Genomic DNA, 23,419 nt, shown 5'->3' on the forward strand with positions numbered 1-23,419 from the left:
AATCTTTCCGTAACCTTGCCCGGCAGATTCGTATGTCCATTTGGTTATTGCGCTCTTGTCGTAAAGAGTTGCGCAACCGAGGTCCGTCGAACGGCTCGGCCCCACCGCATGTAGGGGTCATCCCCGACAACCTCCGGAGAGACAGAAGGCGTTCCGGAGGCGAGGATCGAACCGTTGTCGACGGCCCAGGGAGCGCGGCGTGTACCCCACCGAACCGAACGCACAGCCCGGACCGGCAGCTCCGCAACGGCCCGCGCCCGCGGCCGATCTGGACGGCGGCGACGTGCCGGCACTGCCCGCCGCCGAGACCGCGCCGGCGCCGGCGGCTCCGGAGCCACGGCGGGAGTGGCCGAAGGTCGAGCTCGGGCGCCGCCTACGGGTGCTGGCCGGGGTGGACGAGGCGCTGCTGGACCGGGTGCCGCAGGAGCGTGCCTGGTACACCTCGCTGGGCGGCGTGGTGCTGGGCACCGCCACCATCGCGGCGTTCTCCATGTTCTTCGCGATCAGCCAGGCGATCGGCGGCCCGCACTGGCTGGTGATCGTGCCGGTCGCGGTGTGGTTCCTGTTCATCCTCAACGTCGACCGCTGGCTGGTCTCCAGCCGCCTGGGCACCGGCTGGTTCCGCCGCGTGCCGGTGCTGGTGATGCGGGTGCTGATGGCCGTGTTCTTCGGCATCGTCATCGCCGAGCCGCTGGTGCTGAAGATCTTCGAGACCGCGGTGGTACAGCACGTCGCCGACCAGCGCACCCAGCACCTGGCCGACCTCGCCGGGCGGCTCAAGGTGTGCAACCCCGTCCCGGGCGGCACCGACACCGCCCCGGCCGACTGCCGGGCCACCGAGACGTTCAACTTCGACCAGTCCCCGGTGGCGACGCTACGCGAGCTCCAGGCCCGCCGCACCGACGCCGACGCCCTGCTCAAGACCATCGACGCCGACACCGCCCAGCTTCGGGCGATCAACGACCTGGCCCGGCGCGAGTGTGTCGGCGACTCCGGAGCCGGCCTGACCGGTCAGCGCGGCGTCGGACCGAACTGCCGCCGCCTGCGGGCCGAGGCGGACGCGTTCGCGCGCAACCACAACATCTCCGGCAACAGCGCGAAGCTGGCGACGCTGCGTACGCAGATCTCGGAGCTGGAGTCGGGCGCCCGCGCCAGCCACGCCGCGTTCGAGGCCGAGCGGGAGGCGAAGGTCAAGGCCCGGGTCGCGGAGGAGCGCAGCCACCAGGGCGCCATCGGCCTGCTGGAGCGCCTCGGCGCGCTGCACGGCCTGGCCGACAGCAGCGGGGTGCTCGCCGTCGGCATCTGGGCCGTGCGCATCCTGTTCATCCTGGTCGACTGCATGCCGATCCTGGTCAAATTCGTCGGCGGCAGCACCACCTACGACCGGCTGGTGTCCCAGCAGCTCGCGGTCGCCGAACGCGACCTCAACCACGACATCGAGGCCGAGTACGCCGAGCGCGAGGCGGCGCTGCGCAAGCGCCGGGCCGAGATCGACCTTGAGGTGCTGGAGCACAAGGCCGAGCTCAACACCCGCCTGCACCGCGCCGCCGACCGCCTCAGCGAACGGATCTGAGTGCCGGGTACAGGTCAGAACAGGTCGACGATGCCGCGGACGAACGAAGCCGCGCTGTCGGGCCGGAAGGCGACCCAGCCGCCGACCCCGCAGCAGCACAGTGCCGCCACCGCGACCACCAGCACGATGACGATGACGGTGCTGCTGGACTTGCGGGGAGGCGTCGGCAGGTTGCTCATGTCTGTCCTGTCACGAGAGGGGTGGGCGCCATCGTCTCATGGTGCGACCGACGTCGCCGCCCCTCGATTCGCGGTGCTAGGCGCGCGGGCCGCCGTGGCGGATCTGCTGCTCGGTGGTCAGGACCTTGTCGGCCTCGACGATGTGGCTGACCGCCTCGTCGACGTCGTCGGTCACCAGCAGCAGGTCCAGGTCAGCCGCGTCGATCTTGCCGTCCGCCAGCATCCGCTCGCGCAGCCACTTGAGCAGGCCGCTCCAGTAGTCCACGCCCATCATCACGACCGGGAACCGGGTGACCTTCTCGGTCTGCACCAGCGTCAGCGCCTCGAACAGCTCGTCCATGGTGCCCATGCCGCCGGGCAGCACCACGAAGGCCTGGGCGTACTTGACGAACATGGTCTTGCGGACGAAGAAGTAGCGGAAGTCGATGCCGATGTCGACCCACTCGTTGATGCCCTGCTCGAACGGCAGCTCGATGCCGAGCCCGACCGACAGCCCGCCCGCCTCGGTGCAGCCGCGGTTGGCCGCTTCCATCACCCCCGGGCCGCCACCGGTGATCACCGCGTACCCGGCGCGGGCCAGGGCGGCGCCCAGGCGCTCGGCCAGCCGGCACTCGGGCGACTCCGGGGCGCTGCGGGCCGAGCCGAAGACGCTGACCGCCGGGGGCAGATCGCTGAGGCTGTCGAAGCCTTCGACGAACTCACTCAGGATGCGCAGCGTCCGCCACGAGTCCCGGACCTTCCAATCCGGACGCCCGACAGAGTCGAGCAGTGCCTGGTCCGCGGTGCCCGCGGTGACCGCGTCGCGGCGCAGGGTCACCGGACCCCGGTGCCGCTCCGGTCGGGAATTGCTGTGCGTCATGCCCATCACCGTAGTCCGCCGCGATCGTTGCCCGTAGGAACCGGGGGTGTCCCGGGAACAAACAGCGGCCGGACCGCGATTCCAAGGTTTGACGCGTCCTTCCCACCGGGTAAGGAACGCCCACCGGACCACAGCCTGGGGCGCATGCCACAGGTGGCGAAATTCTCTGCGAAACGCGCAACCCTGCGCCATGCTGTGGCGTCAGGAATGTCAGACGACCAGGGTTGAATCGAAGCCGACGAGGGAGGCGATCACCGTGATGACCCGCTCCGAGATGCTCCGCCAGCGCCAGGCCATGCGCCAGCGCATCCGCGCCACCGTGCACGCCCGGCGCATCGCCCAGGTCACCGGCCCGCTCGACAACGACCAGGCCGAAGAGGCCGCGGCCGCCCGCTGACCCCGGCTACGCCTCCAGCCAGCGGCGCAGCAGGGCCGCGCCCTGCTCGATCTTCTCCAGCTCCACGTGCTCGTCGCGCTTGTGCGCCAGGTTGGGGTCGCCCGGTCCGAAGTTGAGGGCCGGGATGCCCAGCTCCGCGAAGCGCGCCACGTCGGTCCAGCCCAGCTTCGCCGCCGGGGCCGCCCCGGTGGCGGCCAGGAACTGCGCGGCGGGCGGCGCCTCCAGCCCCGGCAGGGCGCCGGGGGCGAAATCCGTGATCTCCACGTCGTACCCGGACATCACCTCGCGCAGGTGCTCCTCCGCCTGCGCGACGCTGCGGTCCGGGGCGAACCGGAAGTTGATCTCGACCTCGCACTCGTCCGGGATGACGTTGCCGGCCACCCCGCCGGTGACCTTGACCGCGTTAAGGCCCTCGCGGTACCGGCAACCGTCGATCATCACCTCGCGCGCCTGGTACTGCTCCAGCCGCCGCAGCACCTCGCCCGCCTTGTGGATCGCGTTGTCGCCCAGCCACGACCGGGCCGCGTGGGCCCGCACGCCGTGCGTGCGCACCTTCGCCCGCATGGTCCCCTGGCACCCCGCCTCGACCACCCCGTACGTCGGCTCCAGCAGGATGGCGAAGTCGGCCCGCAGCAGCTCGGGCCGCAGGTCGGCGACGATCTTCAACCCGTTGCGCACCGCCTCGACCTCCTCGCACTCATAGAAGAAGTACGTGGCGTCGTAGCGCGGCCGGTCGACCGTGACGGCCAGGTGCAGCGCCAGCGCGGTGCCGCTCTTCATGTCCGAGGTGCCGCAGCCCCACATCCGCTTCCCGTCCGTAGTGGACGGGAAGTTGTCGGCGATCGGCACCGTGTCCAGGTGCCCGGCCAGCACCACCCGCTGCTCGCGGCCCAGTTCGGTCCGCGCGATCACGGTATGGCCGATCCGCTCCACCCGCAGGTGGGCGCAGTCGCGCAGCACCTGCTCCACCGCGTCGGCGATCTCCTTCTCGTCGCCGGAGACGGACTCGATGTCCACCAGGGCACGGGTCAGCGCGACGGGATCGGCGAGCACCTGCGGCGTCAGCGGGTTCGACATACGGGTAGCCTAGGGCACCGTGAGCAGCACACGTCTCGACCAGCCCGCCTGGGGCTTCGGCCTCGCCACCGTCAGCGGCGAGCAGACCCTCGAAGTGTGGTTCCCCGCCGGTCAGCTCGGCCTGGGCACCCCGACCGCGTCCGCCCCGGACCTCAAGGCCGCCGAGCCGGCCCTGCCCGGCCTGCGCGTGGTCCCGGTCACCGTGTCGATCGCGTCACTGGCCGACGCGCCCGCCGACACCGCCGACGCCTACCTGCGCCTGCACCTGCTGTCGCACCGGATCATCCGGCCGCACCAGGCCAACCTGGACGGCGTCTTCGGCCTGCTGCCCAACAACGCCTGGACCTCGGCTGGGGTCTGCCCGCCCGAGCGCGTCGACGAGCTACGCCTCATCGAGCGCGCCGCGGGCCGGCACCTGGCCGTGTACGGCGTGGACAAGTTCCCGCGCATGACCGACTACGTCGTGCCCGCCGGGGTGCGCATCGCCGACGCCGACCGGGTCCGCCTCGGCGCGCACCTGTCGGCGGGCACCACCGTCATGCAGAAGGGCTTCGTCAACTTCAACGCCGGCACGCTGGGCACCTCCATGGTCGAGGGCAGCATCTCGGCCGGGGTCGTGGTCGGCGAGGGCGCCGACATCGGCGCGGGCGCCTCGATCATGGGTACCCTGTCCGGTGGCGGCAAGGAGGTCATCTCGGTCGGCCAGCGCAGCCTGGTCGGCGCGAACGCGGGCATCGGCATCTCGCTGGGCGACGACTGCGTCGTCGAGGCGGGCTGCTACGTGACCGCCGGAAGCAAGGTGCTGCTCGTCGAGACCGGCGAGGTCGTCAAGGCGTTGACCCTGTCGGGCGCGTCGAACGTGCTGTTCCTGCGCAACTCGGTGACCGGGGCGATCGAGGCCCGGCCGCGCACCGGCACGGGCATCGTGCTCAACGCCGCCCTGCACGCCAACGACTGACCTAGCCAGGCACTGCGACATGCTCGCCGGGTACCGCGGGCGACGATTTTCGGACTGGAGGCGTCCACGTGGACCCGAGACGGATAGCGGGGCTGCTCGACGCGCCCGGCTGCCGTCGCAGGCTGGCCGTGGACGTCTCCGGGATCGAGCCCGCCGTGCTCGCCGCCGCGGTCGGGGCGGCCGAGGGCGGGCAGAGCCCGTACGCGCGCGAGCGGGACGGCACGTTCGCGCAGCTCGCCCTGGCCCGGCTGCCCGAGCTCGCCGCGCGGCACCTGGGTGTGCGGGCTGAGGCCGTGGTCGAGACCGACGAGCTGCCCAGCGGGGCCGGGCTGTGGTCGTGGCGGGCGCCGAAGCTGCGCCTGGGCGACACCGACCTCACCGTGGACCGGGTGCTGCTGGTCGGGGACGGGACGCGGCTGCACCCGATCGAGACCAGGTCGTACGCGTGCCTGGACGGCCAGGCAGACCCGACCAAGGTCGCGGGCACGGCCCGGGAGCTGGCCGTCACCGTGGCCGCGCTGCGCCAGGCCGCCGACGAGCCGGACCAGGTCAGCAGCGCCTGCCTGCTGGTGCTGCCGCGCAACTTCGGCCTCAACCCGGTCGGCACCACGCTGGACGTGGCGCCGCAGCTGCGGCGGCTGCGCTGGGTGCTCGACCGGCTGAACGCCGGCACCGACCGCATCTCCGCCGCCCTCGAAGGACCCGAGCTGGTCGGCGCGCTGGGCCGGGTGCCCGCCCGGTTCGGCGACGGATGCCCGAGCTGCGCGGTGTACCCGTACTGCCGGGGCGACGCCGAGCAGTCCGGCGCCGCCGCCCGCGCCGGAGCCACCGTGGCCAACCTGTGCGGCCCGGTCGGCCTGGCGGCCGACGCCCTGGCCCTGGCCCACGGCGACCGCGTCCCCGGCGACGAGACCGAGCACGCCATCGCCACCGAACTCTCCCGCGCCGCCCTCGCCTACACCCAAGCCAAAACCCGCTCCCAAGAGCCCTCATGATCCACCCATCGACGTTAAGAAGGGGCCCTTCCACCACGCATTGCGATAAGAAGGGGCCCTTCCTTTCCTCGCGGAGCGGGGTGGGTGGGGCGTGAGCCTCGACGTCTACCAGCGGCTGCTGGCGCTGCAGCGGCGCCGGGCCGTGCCGGCCGCGTCGCGGGCGCACCGGCACCTGTCCCAGCGGCCGTGGGTGCTGGTCGGATACCACCTGGCCGGTGAACCGTCCGCGCCGGTCGCGATCCGGTACGGGTCGTTCCGCGGCCAGCCGAAGCTGCTCGTCGTCGCCGAGCCGCGCGACCGCGACCAGCGCTTCGCCGCGCTCGGAGCGCTCGCCCGCGACCTGGCCACCTACGTGAGCCGCTACACCGAGACCGAGCCGGTGGTCCGCGTCGGCAACGGCCGCGACCTCGACGTCGACCACTGCTGCACCGACGCCCCGCAGCTGGTGGTGCCGAACGAGGCCACCGCACACTGGCTCGACCTGCTCGGCCAGTACCTGCGCACCCTCGACGTAGACCCGGTGCTGCAGACCGCCGGGGCGCACCTGGGCTGGTTCGCCTCCCGGCGCCACCTGCCCGGCTCCAGTGCCGTGCTCACCGCCACCGACCTGCTGGCCACGCACTGGCGCACCGGCCAGCTGCCCACCGAGGACGGCCACCTGGGCCGCCTGCTCGCCTGGGTCGAACCGCCCGCCGGCCAGGACGCCTGGACCGCCGCGGCCGCCGCCGAGCAGCGCCCGCCCGCCGGGCCGGCCAGCGACCCCGAATGGGACCTGATGACGCTGCGCCCGGCGCTGGAGCGGGCCAAGCAGCTCGGCGACGTACGCCGGCTGAAGCTGGCCGCGGCCGAGGTGCTGGACCAGGCCTGGCGCGACACCTGGACCGCGCTGGACCTGGTCGCGCTGCTGCCGCCCGGCGGCCACACCGCCCAGCGCTGGGAGTCCGACCGCTGGTCCTGGACCCGGCACCGGGAGCGGGTCACCGCCGGCACGATCCGCTTCGGCGGCCGCCTGTCCGACGTGCCCGCGTTCCGGTTCCTGCACGAGCTGGAGACCCGGACCGTGGCCCTGGAGCGGCAGATGGCGCTGGACGATCCGCTGGTGATGGCGCGCTGGCTGGCCACCGGCGAGGCCGTCGCGGGCACGGTGATCAAGCGGGACCTGGAGCACACCGCGACCAGCGCCCGGGGCTCCGCGCTGCTGCGGCCGCTGCTGTGGCTGCGCACCCAGGGGTTCGACCGGCCCGCGGGCACCGAGCTGTGGCTGGGCAAGGTCGGTCTGACCGTACGCGCGTCCACGGTGGACACCGTCGAGCTGATGGTCACCAGCGGCGCCGTGACCAGGCCGAAGTTCAACCTGCTGCCCGAGTGCGACGCCGAGGTGGTGCTGGCGCCGTTCGGGCCGCAGCAGTACTTCCCCGACAACCTGCCCGAGGAGCTGCCCTGGCCCGCCCGCCCGACGCGGCTCGCCGCACCGGCCGGGGACGCCGAACCGGCCGGGGACACCGGTGAGTGAGGCCGCACGGCGGCACGAGGCCGCCATCGAGCAGGTCTGGGACCGGGTACGCGGCACCGACCGCGCCGTCGTCGTCGACTCCCCGCCCGGCGCGGGCAAGTCGACGCTGGTCCGCGAACTGACCAAGCGGCTGGTCGCCGCCGGTGAGCACGTGCCGGTGGTGGTGCAGACCAACGACCAGGCCGACGACCTGGTGATCGCACTGGCCGCCGCCGGGCTGCGCACCGGCCGCCTGCACGGCACCGAGTGGGCGCCGCCGCCGCGCTGGCCCCGCGACCGGGTGCGGACCGGGACGAAGCTCGGCGAGCTGGGCGGCTGCGACGTCATCGTCGGGACGGCCGCGAAGTGGGCCTACGTCAAGGCCGACGACCGGGTGTGGCCGCTGGGGATCATCGACGAGTCGTACCAGATGTCGGCCGCCGCCCTGGTCCGGGTCGGGCACCTGTTCGACCGGCTGCTGCTCGTCGGGGACCCGGGGCAGCTCGCCCCGTTCACCGTCGCCGACGAGCACTCGGTGCGCTCGCTGGCCACCTGGCCGCTGGACACCGCGGCGGGCACGGTGCTGCGCCACCACCCGGACACCCCGGTCATCCCGCTGCCGGTGAGCTGGCGGCTGGCCCCGCACACCGCCCCGGTCATCTCCGACGCGTTCTACACCCGACCGTTCCGCGCCGGCGCCGACGCGCAGGACCGGCGGCTCGACCTGCACACGCTGGCCCATCCGGCGCTGTCCCAGGCGGCCGAGACCGGCTGGGCGCTGCTGGAACTGCCCGCCGCGCACGTGCCGCGTACCGACCCGGCGCTGGTCTCCGTGCTCGCCGACCTGACCCACCAGCTCGTCACCGCCGACGCGTCCACCGTGGACCCATCCGGCGGGCGGCCGCTGACCAGCGCCGACATCGCCGTAGGGGTGGTGCACCGGGACCAGAAGGCACAGGTGGAGGCCGCGCTGCAGCGGCTCGGCGTGACCGGGGTGACCGTGGACACCGCCAACCGGCTGCAGGGCCGGCAGTACGAGGTCGTGCTGGCCTGGCATCCGCTCAGCGGCCGCCGCGACGCCAGTGCGTTCCACCTGGAGGCCGGGCGGCTGTGCGTGCTCGCGTCCCGGCACCGGCAGGCCTGCGTCGTGGTGACCCGCGCCGGGATCACCGACCAGCTCCACGCCTACCCCGCCGCCGAACCGGTCTGGCTCGGCACGGATCCGCCCCAGGTGGACGGCTGGGAAGCCAACCGCGTCTTCCTCGACCGCCTCGCCCCGTTCCGCGTCTGATCCCGCCCGCGCCGCCGCACCCCACGCGCCGCGCGCCCCGGCGCAAGATCACTGCACTTTCGGGGAAACTGCGCGAATCTTGGCCCGGATACCTGCACTTTCCCCGAAATTGCAGCACCGTCCCGGGCGGATGTCGTGATGATCGTCAGTTCAGGAGGGAAGCGCGCAGGCGGGGCTCCAACAGGATGCGGTGCAGTCGCCGATCGTGGCGGAACACCACCTCCGCGCCCGGCTGCACGGCCGCGAGCAGCATCGCGGTGATCACCTCGGCGAACGGCTGCATTCTGATCGTCAGCAGGCACTCGTTCATCCGGCGCCGGTCCCCGAGCCGCATGGCGTCATGCCACCCTGGCAGCGCCAGCTCGATCACCCGTCGTGCCTGCTGACGTCCATCCACCAGCACCGCCCGGTTCAGGCGTAGTACGACGATCGTGTGCTGCCCCTTGTCGGTGCGCGGCCGGTACTCCCCCACCGACAGCGCCAGGGCCAGATGGTCGGAAGGATCGTCCACCGTCGGATCGATCAGCAGATCACGCAGGCTCTGGCGGGGTTGAGCACGGCGCCACAGACTTCTGGCGTGCCGCACCCGATCGGCGGCGGCACCGATCTCACCGTTGAGCTGCTTCGTGCGTACGTCCAGCTCCACCGAGAGCGGCGGTCGGATGATCCGGATCACCGGCCGTCACACCCTGTTCTTGCTGAACCGCCGCGCCGCGTCCCGAGCCGCCGAGGCGGGTGAGCTGGTCAGCTGCTCCTGCAACCGGGTATAGCGCGCGATCTCATCCTGACTCGCATCACCCGCAAGGACCCGAATCTCCAGGTCCGCGAGTTCACGACGCATACGAGCCGCCTTCTCCGAGTACGGCTGGTCCAGGCCGAACAACTCCGACATGACCGCGTCGTCACCCGTGCCGTAGACGATCCGCTCGTAGAGATCCTGGTCGACCACCCGCGGCGGTTCCTGCTCGTCAGGGCCCGGCAGGCGGATCAGGCCGCCTGGGTCTGCCGCCTGGCAGATGTATGGGCTGTGCGAGGTGACGATGAACTGGATGCCCGGAAAGTGCTGCTTGAGCCACACGCCAATGCGCTGCTGCCAGGAAACGTGCAGATGCGCGTCGACTTCGTCGATGATCACTACGCCAGGGGCCGTGACCACGGTTCGACCCTGTTCGAGCGCGCTTGGCACGCCGCCGAAGGCCATGTGGATCTGGCGGATGATGTCAACGGTCAGCGCCGCCACGGTGCGATACCCATCACTCATCTCCCGGAGGGGATATGGATGACCGCCGTGGCTTACCCACAGCCCTTCGGAGTCGACGTGGTGTATCCGGTAGCCGTCCGGCAGTAGACCGTCCCCGAGCACAGCCAGAACCAGGTCTTTCAACTCTGCGGCGCCTGGCCGATGCTCGAGTGATCTCAAATGCTGCTCCACCAGCCAGGTCACGCCTTCAGCCAGCGACGCATCCTCGTGGAAAAGAGTTGCCGCCCGAGCTGCACCAGGGCTCGCGGTGAGCCGTTGCGCATCAGTAGCTCCGCCGGTCAGCCGCCGGAACGGACCGTAGGCCGCACAGAACGGAACTCCCTGCTCGTCTTCCCAGATGTCAGCCCGCATACCGGTCACTGCATGCATGAGGGCCGGCTGGCGCTCCGCCCCCTCTTCGCCGAGCCGACGCCAGCCGAGACCAACAGCGATCTTGGAATCGGATCCCGCCGGGGCCCCGTTCCCGTTCTCCGCAGCCGTGCCGGACGAGGTCGGTACCGCTAGATCCAAATCGACCCAGCCGATATCCCGGCCCCGCGAGATCCAGTGCCGGAAGTCCGGTACCAGCGTTCGCGCTGTCGAAGGTCCGGTCAACGCGAGTGCCATGGCCCGCAGCAGCGAGGTCTTGCCGGAACCGTTGCGCCCGGCGATGACGGTCCAGCCGGCACGACTCCCGTCGCCACGCGCGGCGAACGTCAGATCGACAGCACGCTCACCACTGAAGCCACGAATGTCCGACACCTCGACCCGAGAGATGTGCATGCGACGCCTCCGTCCACTGATTAGAGCGCCAGACTCAGGACAGGCGGGCGACCACCGTACGCACGCGTTCGTCGGTGGCGGTCAGGGCGACGCGGACGTGCCGCGCGCCCTTGGGGCCGTAGATCTCGCCGGGGGCGACGAGGATGCCGCGGTCGGCGAACCAGTCGGTGGTGTCCCAGCAGGCCTCGCCCCGGGTCACCCACAGGTACAGCCCGGCCTCGGAGTGGTCGACCGTGAACCCGGCGCCCTGCAGCGCGGGCAGCAGCAGCTCGCGGCGGGCCGCGTACCGCAGGCGCTGCTCGTCGGCGTGGGACTCGTCGGCCAGCGCCGCGATCATCGCCGCCTGCACCGGGGCGGGCATGATCATGCCGGCGTGCTTGCGTACGGCCAGCAGCTCGCCGACCAGCCCAGGGTCGCCCGCCACGAACCCGGCGCGGTATCCGGCCAGGTTGGAGCGCTTGGACAGCGAATGCACCGCGAGCACCCCGGCGTAGTCCCCGCCGCACAGCGACAGCACCGATTCGGGCTGCGCGGTCCACGGCAGGGTGAGGTAGCACTCGTCGCTGGCGAGCACCGCGCCGGTCTCGCGGGCATACCCGATCCAGGCGCGCATCTCGCCGGCGGAGGCGACCCGGCCGTGCGGGTTGCCGGGCGAGTTGATCCAGATCAGGGCGGGTCGCTCCCCGGCGGGCGGGGTGTCGGCGCGCAGCACGCGCGCTCCGGCCAGCCGCACCCCGACCTCGTAGGTCGGGTAGCAGATCTCGGGGATGACCACGGTGTCGTCGGGGCCCAGCCCGAGCAGCGTGGGCAGCCAGCCGACCAGCTCCTTCGAGCCGATCGAGGGCAGTACGGCGAAGCCGGGTTCGGCGCGGCAGGCGCGCGCGGTCCAGGCGGCGATCTCCTGCCGCAGCTCGGGCGTGCCCGCGGTCAGCGGGTAGCCGGGCGAGTCAGACGCCTCGGCCAGCGCCGTGCGGATGAGCGCGGGCACCGGGTCGACCGGGGTGCCGATGGAGAGGTCGACGATGCCGTCGGGGTGGGCCGCGGCGCGCCGCTTGGACGGCTCCAGCAGGTCCCACGGAAAGTCGGGCAGGCCGGCGGAGACCCTCCGCCGGCCGGAACCCGTGGCGCCGGTGCTCAGTGCTCGCCTTCCTTCGGCGGCAGTCCCGCGACGAACGTCGCGTCAGCGGTGATCTTGCCGATCTTGGAGGCGCCGCCCGGCGAGCCGAGCTCGTTGAAGAACTCGTAGTTGGCCGTCACGTAGTCGCGCCACTGCTCCGGCACATCGTCCTCGTAGAAGATCGCCTCGACGGGGCAGACCGGCTCGCAGGCGCCGCAGTCGACGCACTCGTCCGGGTGGATGTAGAGCATCCGGTTGCCCTCGTAGATGCAGTCGACGGGGCACTCCTCGATGCAGGCCTTGTCGAGCACATCGACGCACGGCTCGGCGATGATGTAGGTCACTGATCGTCCTTCCACGCACTTCTCCACGGACCGCACCCGCCCCCGGACCTCACACTCCGATCCGTGGGACGTGCACGCTCCGCCGCTCTACGCGGCCAAGCGCAAGCCTAGTATCCGGGGGTGGGAGGTAGGTAGTCAGTGTTGGCTAAGCGCGATCTCGGGTCCCGCGTGGTGGTACGCAGATTCGTCGGTTTCCGCGACGAACGCCCACAGTTCACCGATGTACTGGGCGAACTCACCGCACTCAGCGAGACGGAACTGTCCGTCCGCACGTCCCAAGGTGTGGTCGTGATGCCGCTGGCACAGGTGCACCGCGCGAAGGTGGTCCCGGCCCGGCGCGGCCCGACCGCCCGGGAGGTCGCCGCGCTCGAGCTGGCCGCCGCCGAGGCATGGCCCGCACCGGTACGGCGGCAGCTGGGCGACTGGTGGCTGCGGGCCGCCGAGGGGTACACGGGACGGGCGAACTCCGCGCTGCCGGTGGGCGACCCCGGCCTGCCCCTGCCCCGGGCGGTCGACGCGGTGGTCGGCTTCTACCGCGATCTGGGCCTGCCGCCGCAGGTGGACGTGCCGCTGCCGCTGGCCTCGTCGGTCGAGCGGGAGCTGCTGGCGCGCGGCTGGCACGCCGAGTGCACCGTGCAGGTGCAGACCTGCCCGCTGGACGAGCTGATCGCGGCGACCCCGGACGGGGCGCAGTTCGCGCTGTCCGATACCCCCTCGGAGCAGCTGCTGGCCATGATCGCCGGCAGCCTCGGGCCGCTGCCGGACGCGGCCCGGCACGTGCTGACCGCCGTGCCCGGCGTGGTCTTCGCCCAGCACTTCGACGAGGCCGGCGAGCTACTGGCGCGGGCCCGGGGCACGGTCACCGGCGCGGGCCGCTGGCTCGGCGTCTTCGGCGTGGAGACGGCGCCTGCCGCCCGGCGCCGCGGGCTGGCCGCCGCCTCGATGGGCGTCCTGGCCCGCTGGGCCGCCGCTCAGGGCGCCACCGACGCGTTCCTCCAGGTCAACTCGCCCAACACGGGCGCGCTGGCGCTGTACGCGGGTCTCGGCTTCACCAGCCACCACGTCTACACCCGCTACCGACTCCCCTGACCACGGGCTCTGCTTCGCCGCCGCGACGGCGAGCGCCGGAGGACACCGTGGTGTCCTCCGGCGCTCGGACGAACCGTGACCGGTACGGCCTACGCGCGGCGCGGGCGGGCCTTGCTGTGCTGCTGCTGCGCGAACGCCTTCAACTGGCGGGCCCGGTGGTCGGCGTTGAACGCCATCAGGCCGACCAGGCCGAGCCCGGTACCGATGATGAACACCCCGGCGTAGAGCCAGATCTGGTTGAAGAACGCCCCGGCCCCGTGCGCGAACGGGCCCTCGCCCGCGAGCAGCGGCCCGACCAGGATGCTGAGCAGGCAGGCGACGCCACCCGCGGCGGCCAGGTCGGCGACGACCCGGGCCTGCGGCCGGACCCGTCCCCAGTAGACCGCCATCACCAGGAAGACCAGGCCGATCACGCCGAGCGCCACCAGTCCGGCCACGGACTGCCTGTCGGCGTCCGTGATGCCCTTGGCGACCCAGCGGGCCACCAGGTTGACTGCGAACAGCACCGCCGCGATCACTCCGACCGGCAGCCACCGCTCCTTCATGGCATCCTCCTCAGCGCACATCATCACTGCGGTTTGGCATCGCACACGTATTGTGGCTCAGCGTCATACCGCCAGGTGAACTTCTCCCGCTTGAGTTCTTTACCGTCCTTGCGGAAGATGCGCCAGGCGTCCTGAGTGAAGCCCTGACTACCCTGAGTAGCAATGCAGGTCGGACCGGCCGGAAGTGACATCTTCTTCGGCTCGGTGATGTCGCGCTTCGGGTCGTACTTCGTGGTGATGCTGTCGTAGACCTTGGTGGACCACATGCTCACCGTGATCGAGTCCGCGGTGTACGAGGTGTCGATCAGCACGCCGTACGGGGTGTCGTTGGTGAAGCGCAGGTCCAGCGACGGGTACATGATGGTCGACTCGATGACCGCCGGGTAGCGGGTGAAGTAGAACGAGTGCGGCTTGTGCTCCACGTCCTTCAGGCCCGCGTAGTACGAGGCGTTGAAGATCGTGGTGGTGAACTGCGACGCGCCGCCGCCCACGCCCGGGATCAGCTTGCCGTCCATGATGATCGGGGCGTCGTGGTAGCCCTCGGCGTAGCCGCGCGGGCCGGTGTGGCCGTTGAGGGAGAAGGTCTCGCCCGGCTTCACGATCGCGCCGTCGACCTCCTTGGCGATCTGGATGATGTTCTTGCTGCGCGGGCTCTCCAGCCCGCCGGTGAAGTACGTGGTGAACGACGACACCTGCTCGCGGATGCCCAGCTTGGCCAGGTCCTTGGCGGTGGTCGCGGCCGCGACCTCGTTGATCTGCGCGGTCACGGTGCGCGCGCCGGCCTGCTTGAGCACCGGCACCAGGTCGGCGGCGAGCTTGGCCGTGTCGACCAAGGTGCCGCCGGTGCTGGCGATGACCTGCGCCTTGCCGTTCTTGCCGTCGATCGCGGCGTTCTTCGGCTGCGTCTCGACCCTGTCCAGGGTCGACTTCCAGCCGCTGCGCAGCTTCTTCTCGTCGACCTTGACGGTCAGCTTCCCGTCCGCGTCCGAGCCGATGACCAGGCTCGACGCGATGACCCGGGTGGACAGGCTCAGCCTGCCCTGCGGCGTGTCCACGGTCACCGGCGCGGCCACGGCGGGCTCGGCGACCTCGGCGATCATCGCGTCCACGTCGGCGGCGCTGCTGGCCGGAGTCTTGTCGACCAGCGGCACGGTCACCTCACCCTTGAGCCAGCCGTCGCGCACGGCGTCGGCGGCGCGGGCCGCGTCCAGAGCGCGGCCGGGCTTCGGGTAGACCGCCTTGGGTGTACGGCCGTCGAAGACCACCCCGGGCAGCGTCATCGCGGCGCCGCTGGCCTTGGCCGCGACCGGCTGCAGCGCGGCCGCCAGGCGGGCGGCGTCGACGGTGACCACCGGCGCCACGTCGGTGGTGCCGAAGGTGGAGGTGAGCGCGTCCCACGGGTTGTGCGCGGCGTCGGCCGCGGCGGCCACCGTGGCGTCCACGTCCACGCCCAGGCCGACGTCCTGCGGCTGCACCGTGGCGGTCTGGTCGCCGACGTGCACGGTCAGCGGGGCGGCGAGCTGGTCGGCGCGGGCGGCGAGCCCGTCGCGCAGCGCGTCGGCGGCCTCGGCGCGGTCGCGGTCGCCGATGGCGACCCCGAGCACGCGCACGTTGCGCGGGACCTCGCTACCGAGGGCGTAGCCAGCGAAAGCGGCGACCAGCGCCAGTGCGACGGCGGTGGTCGTACCTGCGATCAGCCAGCGTCGCCAGGACTTGCCGGGGGTGGAGAACACAGACGAACCTCATCATCGTTGGTGGGGCCTCTTGCGGAGAACCCGCTGCTCGACGCGCCGAGACGCGCCCCCTGCGGGGCCTCCGGCGGTCTAGGGTAACGCGATATACGAAGCTCGCCCACATTCGAGAAAATAGGTCGATATGGGGGATTCTGCCGGTTCTGAGCTCGAACATCGGGTAGCGCCGCATGTACGGCGGCTGCGCAGCAGGGCGCTGCGCGACCGGCTGGCCGAGAGCCTGCTGTTCATACCCGGCCTGATGCTGGCCGCCTCGGTCGCGCTGGCCATGGTGCTCGGGCACATCGACGCCCACCACGTCGGCCTGCTCAGCGAGTGGGTCACCTTCACCCCGGACGTGGCCGTGACGCTGCTGGGCATCATCGCCGGTGCGATGATCACCACAGCTGGAGTGGTCTTCTCGCTGCTGGTGGTGTCGCTCCAGCTCGCCAGCGGGCAGTTCTCACCCCGGGTGCTGCGCGGCTTCTGGCGCGACCGGCCCGGCCAGGTCCTGGTGGGCCTGCTGCTCAGCACGTTCGCCTTCTGCGTGCTGGCCCTGGCGCGCGTCGACACCAGCGCCACCGTGGCGCCCACGCTGACCGTCGGCTGCGCTCTGCTGCTGACCCTCGCCTCGGTGCTCGCCATCGTCGTCTACCTGGACCGCATCAGCCGCCAGCAGTACGTCGGCCGGATCATGGAACGCGTCGCCCGCGAGACCACCTCCCTGATCGCCGAGCTGCCCTACGGCCCCCGCATCGGCGTCAAGGTGGGTGAGCCGGTGGAGCCGCCGGACGTCGCCGCGCTGGGGCCGGGGCTGGCCGTGCCGGCGGTCCACGACGGCTGGGTGCAGCAGCTCAGCCGACGGGCCCTGGTCGCGGCCGCGCCGCCCGGCTCGGTGGTGCGGCTGGACACGCGCGTGGGGGCGTACCTGGTGGCGGGCACGCCCATGGTCACCATCTGGCCCGCCCCCGCCGACCCGGCGACCTCGGCCCGGCTGGTCTGCGACGCGGTCATCGTCGGGGTGGCCCGGACCATGCAGCAGGACATCGACTTCGGGCTGCGCCAGCTCTCCGACATCGGGCTGCGGGCGCTGTCGGCGGCGGTCAACGACCCCACCACCGCGATCGAGGTGATCCTGCGCATGGCGTCGGTGCTGCGACCGCTCATGCTGGCCGAGACGCCCGCCCGCGCCGTACGCGACGGGCAGGGGCGCACGCTGCTCACGCCGCACGAGCTGGGCCATGCCGACTACGTCGAGCACGCCTTCCACCAGCTGCGCACCTACGCGGCACCGCACCCGAGCGTGGTGGTGCCGCTGGTGCGCAGCATGCGCATGCTGCGCACCGCCTGCACCGACCCGGCGCGCGGACCGCTGACCCCGGACCGGGCCGCCACCGTGGCCGCGCTGGACCAGCAGCTGGCGCTCACGGTCGCCGCCGTACGCCGCGCCGGACCGCTGCCGGAGGAGCTGGCCGCGATCGAGGCGATCGCGGCCGGCTGAGACCTCACAAGGGCAGCTTGGCCTTGACCGCCGTGCCCTGCGTACCGATCTCCTGCCACTTAGCGCCCAGCGCGTTCAGGTCGGCCTCGTGCGCCTCGGTGAAGTCGGCCAGCTCGTCGCGGGCACCGGCCATCGCCAGCTGCCACACCGGCGTGCGGCAGGTCCGGTCGGCGGCCACCGCCTTGTCCTGGAACGCGATCGCCTGCTGCCACGGCCCCGGGTGCGTCTTCGGGCTCACCGGCACACCCCGGTCGTTGAACTTCTCGCGCACCGCGGCGTAGAGCTCGCCCAGGTCGTTGGCCTCGATCCCCTGCCTGGCCATGCAGCTGCCGTAGCCGAGCATCGCCGACTGCACGGCCGGGTCGTCGCCGACGCGGCGCAGCAGCTCCAGGAACTGCGCGTCCAGCTGCAGGCTCGCCTCGGGCACGAACCTGCCCTCGTACGACTCCGCCGGCGGCTCGCAGTACACGAGCTGGTCGGAGTACTGCTGGCGCTGCTCGGGCGGCAGCCGGTCGAAGCCGGGGTTGCTGTACTCCTCCTGCGCCGTGGCCGCCTCGACCGACGCCGCGACGCTGGTGAGCAGCTTCTCCGCACCCGGCTCGACCACCGCCGAGACCTCGAACGGCAGCAGCGTGCGGTCGCTGCCGGCCTTCACGAACGGCGGCGGCGTGTACCCGAAGCGCTCCTTGGCCATGCAGTCCTTGATCGGCTGCTGGTACGCCTGGTACGTGAGCACCTCGACGGCCTCGTGCTGCGCCACCGTGCCGTTGATCCGCTCGTACGTCGCGACCAGGCCCGCCTCGACGGCGTTGGCCGCGGGCACGGACAGCGGGGCCGGACCGGCCTCCCTCGCGTACCCGGCGAGGGTGAGCACGCTCAGCACCCCGACGGCTCCCACCGCCGCGTGCCGCCGCCACTGCTGACCCGTGAACCTCATCGTCGCCCTCTCCCGGCCGTTGACAAATGACCAGGACATCCTGGGCAGACGTCCGGTCAGTGTCCATGGCCCGTACGGTGCGGGCTTGCCCGCACCGTCGGCGCCCACCGCGCTGACCAGCATGTTCATCGCCGCCGACGGTCGAGTGTGGTGTCGGTAACGTGACATGCGCCCGACCGGGCGACCTCACCTCCGGGAGAAGCGCCGCAGCAGCAGCCGCCCGCCGGACAGGCCCAGGATCAGCACGGTCACCGTGTCACGGCCGGTCTTGACCGGGTCCCGCCGGTGCTCCGAACTCACCACGGCCGCCGGCGTGTGCCGCGGGCGCGGCCGGGGGCTGGGCGGCGTCGGCCGCGGCTGCGACGACGGCGGCGGCACCACCGGCGCGGGCAGCACCGGTGGCGGCGGCACGATCGGGCTGGGCAGCAGCGGCCGCGGACTCGGGCTCGGCGACGGACTGCGGCTGGGCGACGGGCTCGGACTCGGACTGACACTCGGGCTCGGGCTCGGGCTCGGCGAAGGCGGCGGACTCGGCGAGGGGCTGGGGGACGGCGACGGGCTGGGCGGTGCGGCGACCCAGGCTCCGTCGGTGCTGCTCAGCGGGGAGTCGGTGGCCAGCTGCACCGCCGTCGCGCTGCCCAGGTCGATCCGGTACTGGGTGGTGATCCGGCCGTCGCCGTTGTTGACCGTGTACAGGTCGCCGCCGATCACGGCCGAGGTGCCGTAGGTGCCGCCCGGACGCGGGCCGCCGCCCAGCGCCCGGCGGGTGGTCGCGCCGGTGTCCGGGTCCACCCGGACCAGCACGGGCGGCCCGCCGGTGCTGGAGTCGACGCCGTAGAGCAGGCCGTCGGCCGGGTTCAGCGCCCAGTCGCCGAGATAGGACGGCACCGACAGGGGCAGGTCGCGCAGCACGTGCCCGAAGGTCGGGCGGGACGGTCCGATGTCGAGGATTAGCAGGCGGTCGTCAGCCTGCAGGTAGAGCAGGCCGTCGGCCGCGGTGCCGCCGTACGCGTGGGAGATCGGGGTGGTCGAGCCGGGCGGGCGCCCGCCCACCGGGCCGTGGTCGGTCACGGCACCCGTTCGGGTGATGGAGACCAGGTGCCCGCCGCCGCCGAGCGGCGCCGAGAACCGGCGCGTGGCCACCCCGTAGAGCAGCCGCTGCGCGGCGTCCCAGCCGATGGCGTTGACCGAGTAGTCGAGGTCGGCCACCGGCCGTACGGCACCGGTCTGCGGGTCGAGCTCGACCAGGTCGGACGGCACGTTGGGCACCGGGGTGCGCACCTGCAGCAGCGTGCCCGGCAGGGGCGCGGCGACGCCCCGGGCCGGTCCGCCGAGCAGCACCGGAAACGCCAGCGCGGCACCGGCGGCGGCGAGCGCGCCGAGCAGGGGTCGATATCGGGAGCTGGTACGCATACCATCCTGTATAGCCCCAGATGTACTGTTTGGGCGAATCGGTGGAGGAATGCATGCAGGCGTACGTGATCGGCTTACTGTGGTTCCTCGGCGTGTCCGCCGTCGCCGCCGTGGCGGTGGTGCTGATCCGCCGATCCTGGCCGCCGGACCAGCGGGCCGACATCCACGACGTGCTCAGCGTCGTCTTCTCGATGACCGGCACGCTGTACGCCGTCGTCGCCGCCTTCGTCTTCATCGACGTCTGGCAGATCGGCAACGACGCCCGCGCCGCCACCTACCGCGAAGCCCAGACGGTGCAGGCGATCGCGTGGTCGACCGAGAGCAGCCCGCCCGAGCTGCGCGCCCAGATCGTGGCACTGTCCAAGCAGTACCTGCACGAGATCATCGATCAGGAGCTGCCCCGGCTGCGGGCCGGGCTGCCCGTCGGCGAGGAGGGCTGGACCGTGCTGGACGACCTGCGCTCGGTCAGCGCGCGGACCCCCGCCGGCGCCGACGACGGCGGAGACAGCCCGGAGCTCGCGGTGCAGGCCGTCATGCAGGCGCGCGAGGACCGGCTGGCCCTGGGCGACAAGCGGATCGGCAGCGTGACCTGGTTCGCGCTGCTGTTCGGGGCGCTGCTGGCCGGGATGCCGATCCTGTTCTTCCGGTTCGAGCACATCGGTACGCAGCTGGCCATGACCACCGCGGTGGTCGGCATGATCACGCTGCTGCTGGTGACCATCCACCAGATCGAGCGCCCGTTCACCAGCACCGAACGCGTCCCCGCCACCGCCTACCAGAACGCCCTGACCCGCCTCGACGCCCTAGACGGCTGACCCGCGCGGTGGGCGGGGGGCGCGGGCGCTCAGGAAGGCGACCGGGCCGACCAGGGCCATCCCGCCCAGCGCGAGCAGGGCCAGGCCCAGCCACGAGTTGGCGAGCTGGTCGCCCTCGGTGGTGCCGCCCACGGCGAAGATCATCACGAGGAACCACGGCACGGCGGCGAACCACCAGCCCCACGGTGCGCCGACCGCCGTCCGGGCGAACCAGATCAGGGCGATGTTCGCCCCGACCGCCAGCGGCAGCACCCACACCGCGGGCCAGCCGCCAACCCGGACCGAGGTGCACACCGCCTCGATGAACGCGGTCAGCACCGCCAGCACGACGGTGACCGCCGCCCCGGCCACGCCCAGCACCAGTCGGGTGCCGTGCGGGTCGGGGCGGTCGTCGACCGCGGTCACTCCAGCCCGGCGAACAGGTCGGTCTCCCAGCCGTACGGCCCGTCGCCGCGACCCCGCTCACCCAGCGCCAGCGTGTAGTGCTCGACGCCCATGAACTCCTGCCCGAAGTTCCCGGCGATCGAGTACAGCCAGGAGGTGTCCGGGATCTGGGTGGCGTGCGCCTTCAGCGCGGCGATCTTGGCGTCGTGGTAGTCGGAGCCGTCGATGCAGGCGGCGACCTCGTCGTCGGGCGTGCCGAACGGGAAGTCCTCGACGCTGGTGATGCCCGCGAACGGGTTGTCGGTCGAGTCGCGCAGCGCCTCGACGCCCGCCTTGAGCACGCTCAGCGGCATCGCGGTCCAGTAGATCTTCTTAGGGCCGAAGCCCCGCTCGGCGGCCAGCTCGCTGGCCCGCATCGCGACCCGGTGGGCCTGGATGTGGTCGGGGTGACCGTAGAAGCCGTTCGCGTCGTACGTGACGACGATCTGGGGCCGGACCTCGTCCATGATCGCGAGCAGGTGGGTCGAGGCCTCCTCCAGGTCCGCACCCCAGAAGGCGCGCGGGTGCTCGTTGGCCGGGGTGCCCATCATGCCGGAGTCGCGGTAGCGCCCGGCGCCGCCGAGCTGCCGGTGGTCGATGTCGCCGAGCGCCGCCAGCGCGGCGCGCAGCTCGGTGAGCCGGTAGCCGCCGAGCTGGTCGGCCTGGCTCGCCTCCAGCTGGGCGAGCGCGGGCACGTGGATCTCGCCCTCCTCGCCGAGGGTGCAGGTCACCAGGGTCACCTTGGCGCCCTGGGCGGCGTAGTGCGCCATGGTCGCGCCGGTGCCGATGGACTCGTCGTCGGGGTGGGCGTGAACGAAGAGAATGCTGCGGGCCACCCGGTCACTCTAGCCCGCATCAGGCAAACCGCCACGCGCCTGCCTGTCGCGTCGATAGCATCCGGCCATGGGTGAGCAGCAGGTCCGGCCCGGTACGGGCGGACACACCATTGCCGTGAGCAGCGACGGCCTACGGGTCGGCCATCTGCATCACGGAGTGCTGCGAAATTGCGAACTTCCCGCCGGGCGCGTCAGCACGCTCGCCACCGGCGTCGACACGTTCGCCTTCGACCGCACCGGCGCGACCGTCGTGTGGATCTCCGGCGGCTGGCTGCACCACAACCAGGCCACCGGCCCGGTACCCACCCCGGGCCCGGTCGACCAGGCCCGGCCCGACCCGACCGGCCGCCGCCTGGCGTACCTCTACGACGGCGCCATCCGCGTCGCCCCGATCGGCCCGGTCGCCGAGGGCGGCGACGAGCTGCTGGCCGGGGAGCCGGACGGGGTGCGCTGGGGTGAGGCCGACCCGCACGCCGGGCACTTCGGCCGCGACACCGGCTGGTGGTGGGCGCCGGACGGCGAGAGCATCCTGGCCACCCGGCGCCAGGGCGACCAGGTCTCGCTGCACCTGCTCGACCTCGACGGCGGCTGGGTGGACGTGCACTGGGACCGCGAGATCTACCCGTACCTGGGGGCGGTGCGCTGGGCCGACGGGGGGCCGCTGATCACGGTGCTGCGCCGATCGCAAGGGCACGGGCTGATCCTGGCGGTGGACCGGCGCACCGGCGAGACCCAGGTGCACGCCGAACTGGCCGATCCGCGCTGGGTGAACCCGGTCGACGGGACGCCCCGCCACCTGGCCGACGGCCGGGTGCTGGTCGGCGGCGAGATCTCGCACGACGGGTACGACGCGCGCTGCCTGTTCGCCGACGGCACCCTGCTCACCCCGCCCACGCTGTACGTGCGCCGGGTCGTGGGCCGCCTCGGGCCCGGCTCCACCGGCGGCGAGCTGGGCGACCTGCTGGTCGAGGCGAGCGAGGGCGAGCCCGCCGAGCAGCACCTGTTCCGGGTCCGCAGCAGCACCAGCGGCGGCATGGTGGTGCACCGGCTCACCAGCGCACCCGGCTGGCACAGCGCCGAGTGCGGCGGCGACACAGTCGTCACCGGCCTGCGCAGCCTCGACGACGAGGACGAGCAGATCACCGTATGGCACGCCGGGCGGCAGGTCGCCGAGTTGACCCCGCGTCGGGCCGTACCGGCGAGCCTGGCCCGCCCGACCCTGGACCGCGTCACCGACCGGCGCCTGCCCACCGCGGTGCTCTACCCGCCCGGCCACGTCTTCGGCCGCCGCCTGCCGGTCCTGCTGCTGCTGCCCGACTCCCCCACCGCCCAGCAGGTACGCAGCGACCACGCCGCCTTCGCCGACGCCCGCGCCTGGACCGAGGCCGGGTTCGCGGTGGTGCTCGTCGACGGCAGGGGCACCGTCGGGGTGTCGCCGAGCTTCGAGAAGGTGACCCACCGCCGGGTGGTCGACCTCGCCGTCGGCGACCAGGCCGACGCGCTGCGCCTGCTCGCCGACAAGCACTCCGACCTGGACATGAACCGCGTGACCGCGTACGGCACCGGCTTCGGCGGCTGGCTGGCCGCGATGCTCGCCGCGCGCCGCCCGGACGCCGTCCGCGCCGCGATCGCGGTCGACCCGTGGGACTGGTCGGCGCTGCCCACGCCGCTGGCCGAGCGCTACCTGGGCCCGCGCGAGCTGGACAGCGAGGTGTACGCCCGCCACGACCTCGGCGAACTGCCCGACTCCGTCGTCACCCCCACCGACGGGAAGGAAGGGCACCTCCTTATCGCGCTACGTATGGGAAGGGCCCCTTCTTAACCG

The 23,419-nt window shown here is 72.3% G+C and carries 23 protein-coding genes; 10 read left to right on the forward strand and 13 right to left on the reverse strand.

What is annotated here, in order from left to right; genetic code table 11:
* Positions 1 to 199 precede the first annotated feature (199 nt).
* Positions 200 to 1,573: a DUF4407 domain-containing protein gene (locus tag QEZ54_RS02655; RefSeq protein WP_281302804.1), complete on the forward strand. Its 1,374-nt coding sequence runs from the start codon at positions 200 to 202 to the stop codon at positions 1,571 to 1,573.
* Positions 1,574 to 1,587: 14 nt separating this feature from the next.
* Here QEZ54_RS02655 and QEZ54_RS02660 read toward each other — a convergent pair whose 3' ends face one another.
* Positions 1,588 to 1,752, reverse strand: a complete 165-nt coding sequence (locus QEZ54_RS02660) for a hypothetical protein (RefSeq protein ID WP_281302805.1) — start codon at positions 1,750 to 1,752, stop codon at positions 1,588 to 1,590.
* A 76-nt stretch (positions 1,753 to 1,828) separates the two neighbouring features.
* Positions 1,829 to 2,611 carry a TIGR00730 family Rossman fold protein gene (locus tag QEZ54_RS02665; RefSeq protein ID WP_281302806.1) on the reverse strand — a complete coding sequence of 261 codons (783 nt, stop codon included), beginning with the start codon at positions 2,609 to 2,611 and terminating at the stop codon, positions 1,829 to 1,831.
* Positions 2,612 to 2,867: 256 nt separating this feature from the next.
* Here QEZ54_RS02665 and QEZ54_RS02670 point away from each other — a divergent pair, with 256 nt between their 5' ends.
* Positions 2,868 to 3,008, forward strand: a complete 141-nt coding sequence (locus tag QEZ54_RS02670; protein ID WP_281302807.1) for a hypothetical protein — start codon at positions 2,868 to 2,870, stop codon at positions 3,006 to 3,008.
* A 6-nt stretch (positions 3,009 to 3,014) separates the two neighbouring features.
* Here QEZ54_RS02670 and dapE read toward each other — a convergent pair whose 3' ends face one another.
* Positions 3,015 to 4,085 carry a succinyl-diaminopimelate desuccinylase gene (gene dapE, locus QEZ54_RS02675; RefSeq protein WP_281302808.1) on the reverse strand — a complete coding sequence of 357 codons (1,071 nt, stop codon included), beginning with the start codon at positions 4,083 to 4,085 and terminating at the stop codon, positions 3,015 to 3,017.
* A 19-nt stretch (positions 4,086 to 4,104) separates the two neighbouring features.
* Here dapE and QEZ54_RS02680 point away from each other — a divergent pair, with 19 nt between their 5' ends.
* The 4 genes from QEZ54_RS02680 to QEZ54_RS02695 all read left to right on the forward strand — a co-directional run bounded on the left by QEZ54_RS02680 (position 4,105) and on the right by QEZ54_RS02695 (position 8,821).
* Entirely contained in the window at positions 4,105 to 5,043 is a 939-nt protein-coding gene (locus tag QEZ54_RS02680; RefSeq protein WP_281302809.1) for a DapH/DapD/GlmU-related protein, read from the forward strand.
* Between the two features lie 68 nt (positions 5,044 to 5,111).
* Positions 5,112 to 6,038: a hypothetical protein gene (locus tag QEZ54_RS02685; RefSeq protein WP_281302810.1), complete on the forward strand. Its 927-nt coding sequence runs from the start codon at positions 5,112 to 5,114 to the stop codon at positions 6,036 to 6,038.
* 91 nt (positions 6,039 to 6,129) lie between these two features.
* Positions 6,130 to 7,551, forward strand: a complete 1,422-nt coding sequence (locus QEZ54_RS02690) for a hypothetical protein (protein WP_281302811.1) — start codon at positions 6,130 to 6,132, stop codon at positions 7,549 to 7,551.
* Positions 7,544 to 8,821 carry an AAA family ATPase gene (locus QEZ54_RS02695; protein WP_281302812.1) on the forward strand — a complete coding sequence of 426 codons (1,278 nt, stop codon included), beginning with the start codon at positions 7,544 to 7,546 and terminating at the stop codon, positions 8,819 to 8,821. The genes QEZ54_RS02690 and QEZ54_RS02695 overlap by 8 nt, the downstream gene beginning before the upstream one ends.
* 145 nt (positions 8,822 to 8,966) lie before the next feature.
* Here the strand turns inward: QEZ54_RS02695 and QEZ54_RS02700 are convergent, their stop codons facing one another.
* From QEZ54_RS02700 to fdxA, 4 genes are read right to left on the reverse strand one after another with little or no spacing between them, the layout of a single operon-like run.
* On the reverse strand, positions 8,967 to 9,497 hold the full coding sequence (locus tag QEZ54_RS02700) for a hypothetical protein (RefSeq protein WP_281302813.1): 531 nt from the start codon (positions 9,495 to 9,497) through the stop codon (positions 8,967 to 8,969).
* A gap of 6 nt (positions 9,498 to 9,503) precedes the next feature.
* The gene (locus tag QEZ54_RS02705; protein WP_281302814.1) at positions 9,504 to 10,844 is read right to left on the reverse strand and encodes an AAA family ATPase; all 1,341 of its coding nucleotides are present in this window, start codon (positions 10,842 to 10,844) and stop codon (positions 9,504 to 9,506) included.
* 34 nt (positions 10,845 to 10,878) lie between these two features.
* Positions 10,879 to 11,982 carry a succinyldiaminopimelate transaminase gene (gene dapC / locus QEZ54_RS02710; protein WP_281303034.1) on the reverse strand — a complete coding sequence of 368 codons (1,104 nt, stop codon included), beginning with the start codon at positions 11,980 to 11,982 and terminating at the stop codon, positions 10,879 to 10,881.
* Positions 11,979 to 12,305, reverse strand: a complete 327-nt coding sequence (fdxA, locus tag QEZ54_RS02715) for a ferredoxin (RefSeq protein WP_212833726.1) — start codon at positions 12,303 to 12,305, stop codon at positions 11,979 to 11,981. The genes dapC and fdxA overlap by 4 nt, the downstream gene beginning before the upstream one ends.
* 138 nt (positions 12,306 to 12,443) lie before the next feature.
* On the opposite strand from fdxA, the gene QEZ54_RS02720 reads away from it, so the two are divergent.
* On the forward strand, positions 12,444 to 13,394 hold the full coding sequence (locus QEZ54_RS02720; RefSeq protein ID WP_281302815.1) for a GNAT family N-acetyltransferase: 951 nt from the start codon (positions 12,444 to 12,446) through the stop codon (positions 13,392 to 13,394).
* 89 nt (positions 13,395 to 13,483) lie between these two features.
* Here the strand turns inward: QEZ54_RS02720 and QEZ54_RS02725 are convergent, their stop codons facing one another.
* Positions 13,484 to 13,939 (reverse strand): hypothetical protein, encoded by a 456-nt coding sequence (locus tag QEZ54_RS02725; RefSeq protein ID WP_281302816.1) that lies wholly within the window; start codon positions 13,937 to 13,939, stop codon positions 13,484 to 13,486.
* A 23-nt stretch (positions 13,940 to 13,962) separates the two neighbouring features.
* Positions 13,963 to 15,672 (reverse strand): VanW family protein, encoded by a 1,710-nt coding sequence (locus QEZ54_RS02730; protein ID WP_281302817.1) that lies wholly within the window; start codon positions 15,670 to 15,672, stop codon positions 13,963 to 13,965.
* A gap of 142 nt (positions 15,673 to 15,814) precedes the next feature.
* On the opposite strand from QEZ54_RS02730, the gene QEZ54_RS02735 reads away from it, so the two are divergent.
* A complete protein-coding gene (locus tag QEZ54_RS02735) occupies positions 15,815 to 17,170 on the forward strand; it encodes a DUF2254 domain-containing protein (RefSeq protein ID WP_281302818.1) in 1,356 nt (451 codons plus the stop codon).
* Positions 17,171 to 17,174: 4 nt separating this feature from the next.
* Here QEZ54_RS02735 and QEZ54_RS02740 read toward each other — a convergent pair whose 3' ends face one another.
* Together QEZ54_RS02740 and QEZ54_RS02745 are read right to left on the reverse strand one after the other, a co-directional pair.
* Positions 17,175 to 18,107 carry a hypothetical protein gene (locus QEZ54_RS02740; protein WP_281302819.1) on the reverse strand — a complete coding sequence of 311 codons (933 nt, stop codon included), beginning with the start codon at positions 18,105 to 18,107 and terminating at the stop codon, positions 17,175 to 17,177.
* A gap of 186 nt (positions 18,108 to 18,293) precedes the next feature.
* Positions 18,294 to 19,520, reverse strand: coding sequence for a hypothetical protein (locus tag QEZ54_RS02745; RefSeq protein ID WP_281302820.1), 1,227 nt, complete (start codon positions 19,518 to 19,520; stop codon positions 18,294 to 18,296).
* A 65-nt stretch (positions 19,521 to 19,585) separates the two neighbouring features.
* Here QEZ54_RS02745 and QEZ54_RS02750 point away from each other — a divergent pair, with 65 nt between their 5' ends.
* On the forward strand, positions 19,586 to 20,335 hold the full coding sequence (locus QEZ54_RS02750; protein WP_281302821.1) for a hypothetical protein: 750 nt from the start codon (positions 19,586 to 19,588) through the stop codon (positions 20,333 to 20,335).
* Here the strand turns inward: QEZ54_RS02750 and QEZ54_RS02755 are convergent.
* Both QEZ54_RS02755 and mshB read right to left on the reverse strand, forming a co-directional pair.
* Complete coding sequence (locus QEZ54_RS02755; RefSeq protein WP_281302822.1) at positions 20,324 to 20,740, reverse strand: hypothetical protein; 417 nt, start codon at positions 20,738 to 20,740, stop codon at positions 20,324 to 20,326. The genes QEZ54_RS02750 and QEZ54_RS02755 overlap by 12 nt on opposite strands.
* Positions 20,737 to 21,594: an N-acetyl-1-D-myo-inositol-2-amino-2-deoxy-alpha-D-glucopyranoside deacetylase gene (mshB, locus tag QEZ54_RS02760; protein ID WP_281302823.1), complete on the reverse strand. Its 858-nt coding sequence runs from the start codon at positions 21,592 to 21,594 to the stop codon at positions 20,737 to 20,739. Before mshB ends, QEZ54_RS02755 begins: the two co-directional genes overlap by 4 nt.
* Before the next feature lie 67 nt (positions 21,595 to 21,661).
* On the opposite strand from mshB, the gene QEZ54_RS02765 reads away from it, so the two are divergent.
* Entirely contained in the window at positions 21,662 to 23,416 is a 1,755-nt protein-coding gene (locus tag QEZ54_RS02765) for a prolyl oligopeptidase family serine peptidase (RefSeq protein WP_281302824.1), read from the forward strand.
* Positions 23,417 to 23,419: the final 3 nt, after the last annotated feature.

The sequence above is a fragment of the Catellatospora sp. KI3 genome (assembly GCF_029948125.1).
GTDB lineage: Bacteria > Actinomycetota > Actinomycetes > Mycobacteriales > Micromonosporaceae > Catellatospora.

What these genes read in the sequence shown, in the direction of transcription:
- QEZ54_RS02735 (WP_281302818.1), top strand. Translation starts at nt 15,815, where the DNA reads ATGGGGGATTCTGCCGGTTCTGAGCTCGAACATCGGGTAGCGCCGCAT.
- QEZ54_RS02765 (WP_281302824.1), top strand. Translation starts at nt 21,662, where the DNA reads ATGGGTGAGCAGCAGGTCCGGCCCGGTACGGGCGGACACACCATTGCC.
- QEZ54_RS02740 (WP_281302819.1), bottom strand. Translation starts at nt 18,107, where the DNA reads ATGAGGTTCACGGGTCAGCAGTGGCGGCGGCACGCGGCGGTGGGAGCC.
- QEZ54_RS02665 (WP_281302806.1), bottom strand. Translation starts at nt 2,611, where the DNA reads ATGACGCACAGCAATTCCCGACCGGAGCGGCACCGGGGTCCGGTGACC.
- QEZ54_RS02660 (WP_281302805.1), bottom strand. Translation starts at nt 1,752, where the DNA reads ATGAGCAACCTGCCGACGCCTCCCCGCAAGTCCAGCAGCACCGTCATC.
- dapE (WP_281302808.1), bottom strand. Translation starts at nt 4,085, where the DNA reads ATGTCGAACCCGCTGACGCCGCAGGTGCTCGCCGATCCCGTCGCGCTG.
- QEZ54_RS02725 (WP_281302816.1), bottom strand. Translation starts at nt 13,939, where the DNA reads ATGAAGGAGCGGTGGCTGCCGGTCGGAGTGATCGCGGCGGTGCTGTTC.
- QEZ54_RS02745 (WP_281302820.1), bottom strand. Translation starts at nt 19,520, where the DNA reads ATGCGTACCAGCTCCCGATATCGACCCCTGCTCGGCGCGCTCGCCGCC.
- QEZ54_RS02705 (WP_281302814.1), bottom strand. Translation starts at nt 10,844, where the DNA reads ATGCACATCTCTCGGGTCGAGGTGTCGGACATTCGTGGCTTCAGTGGT.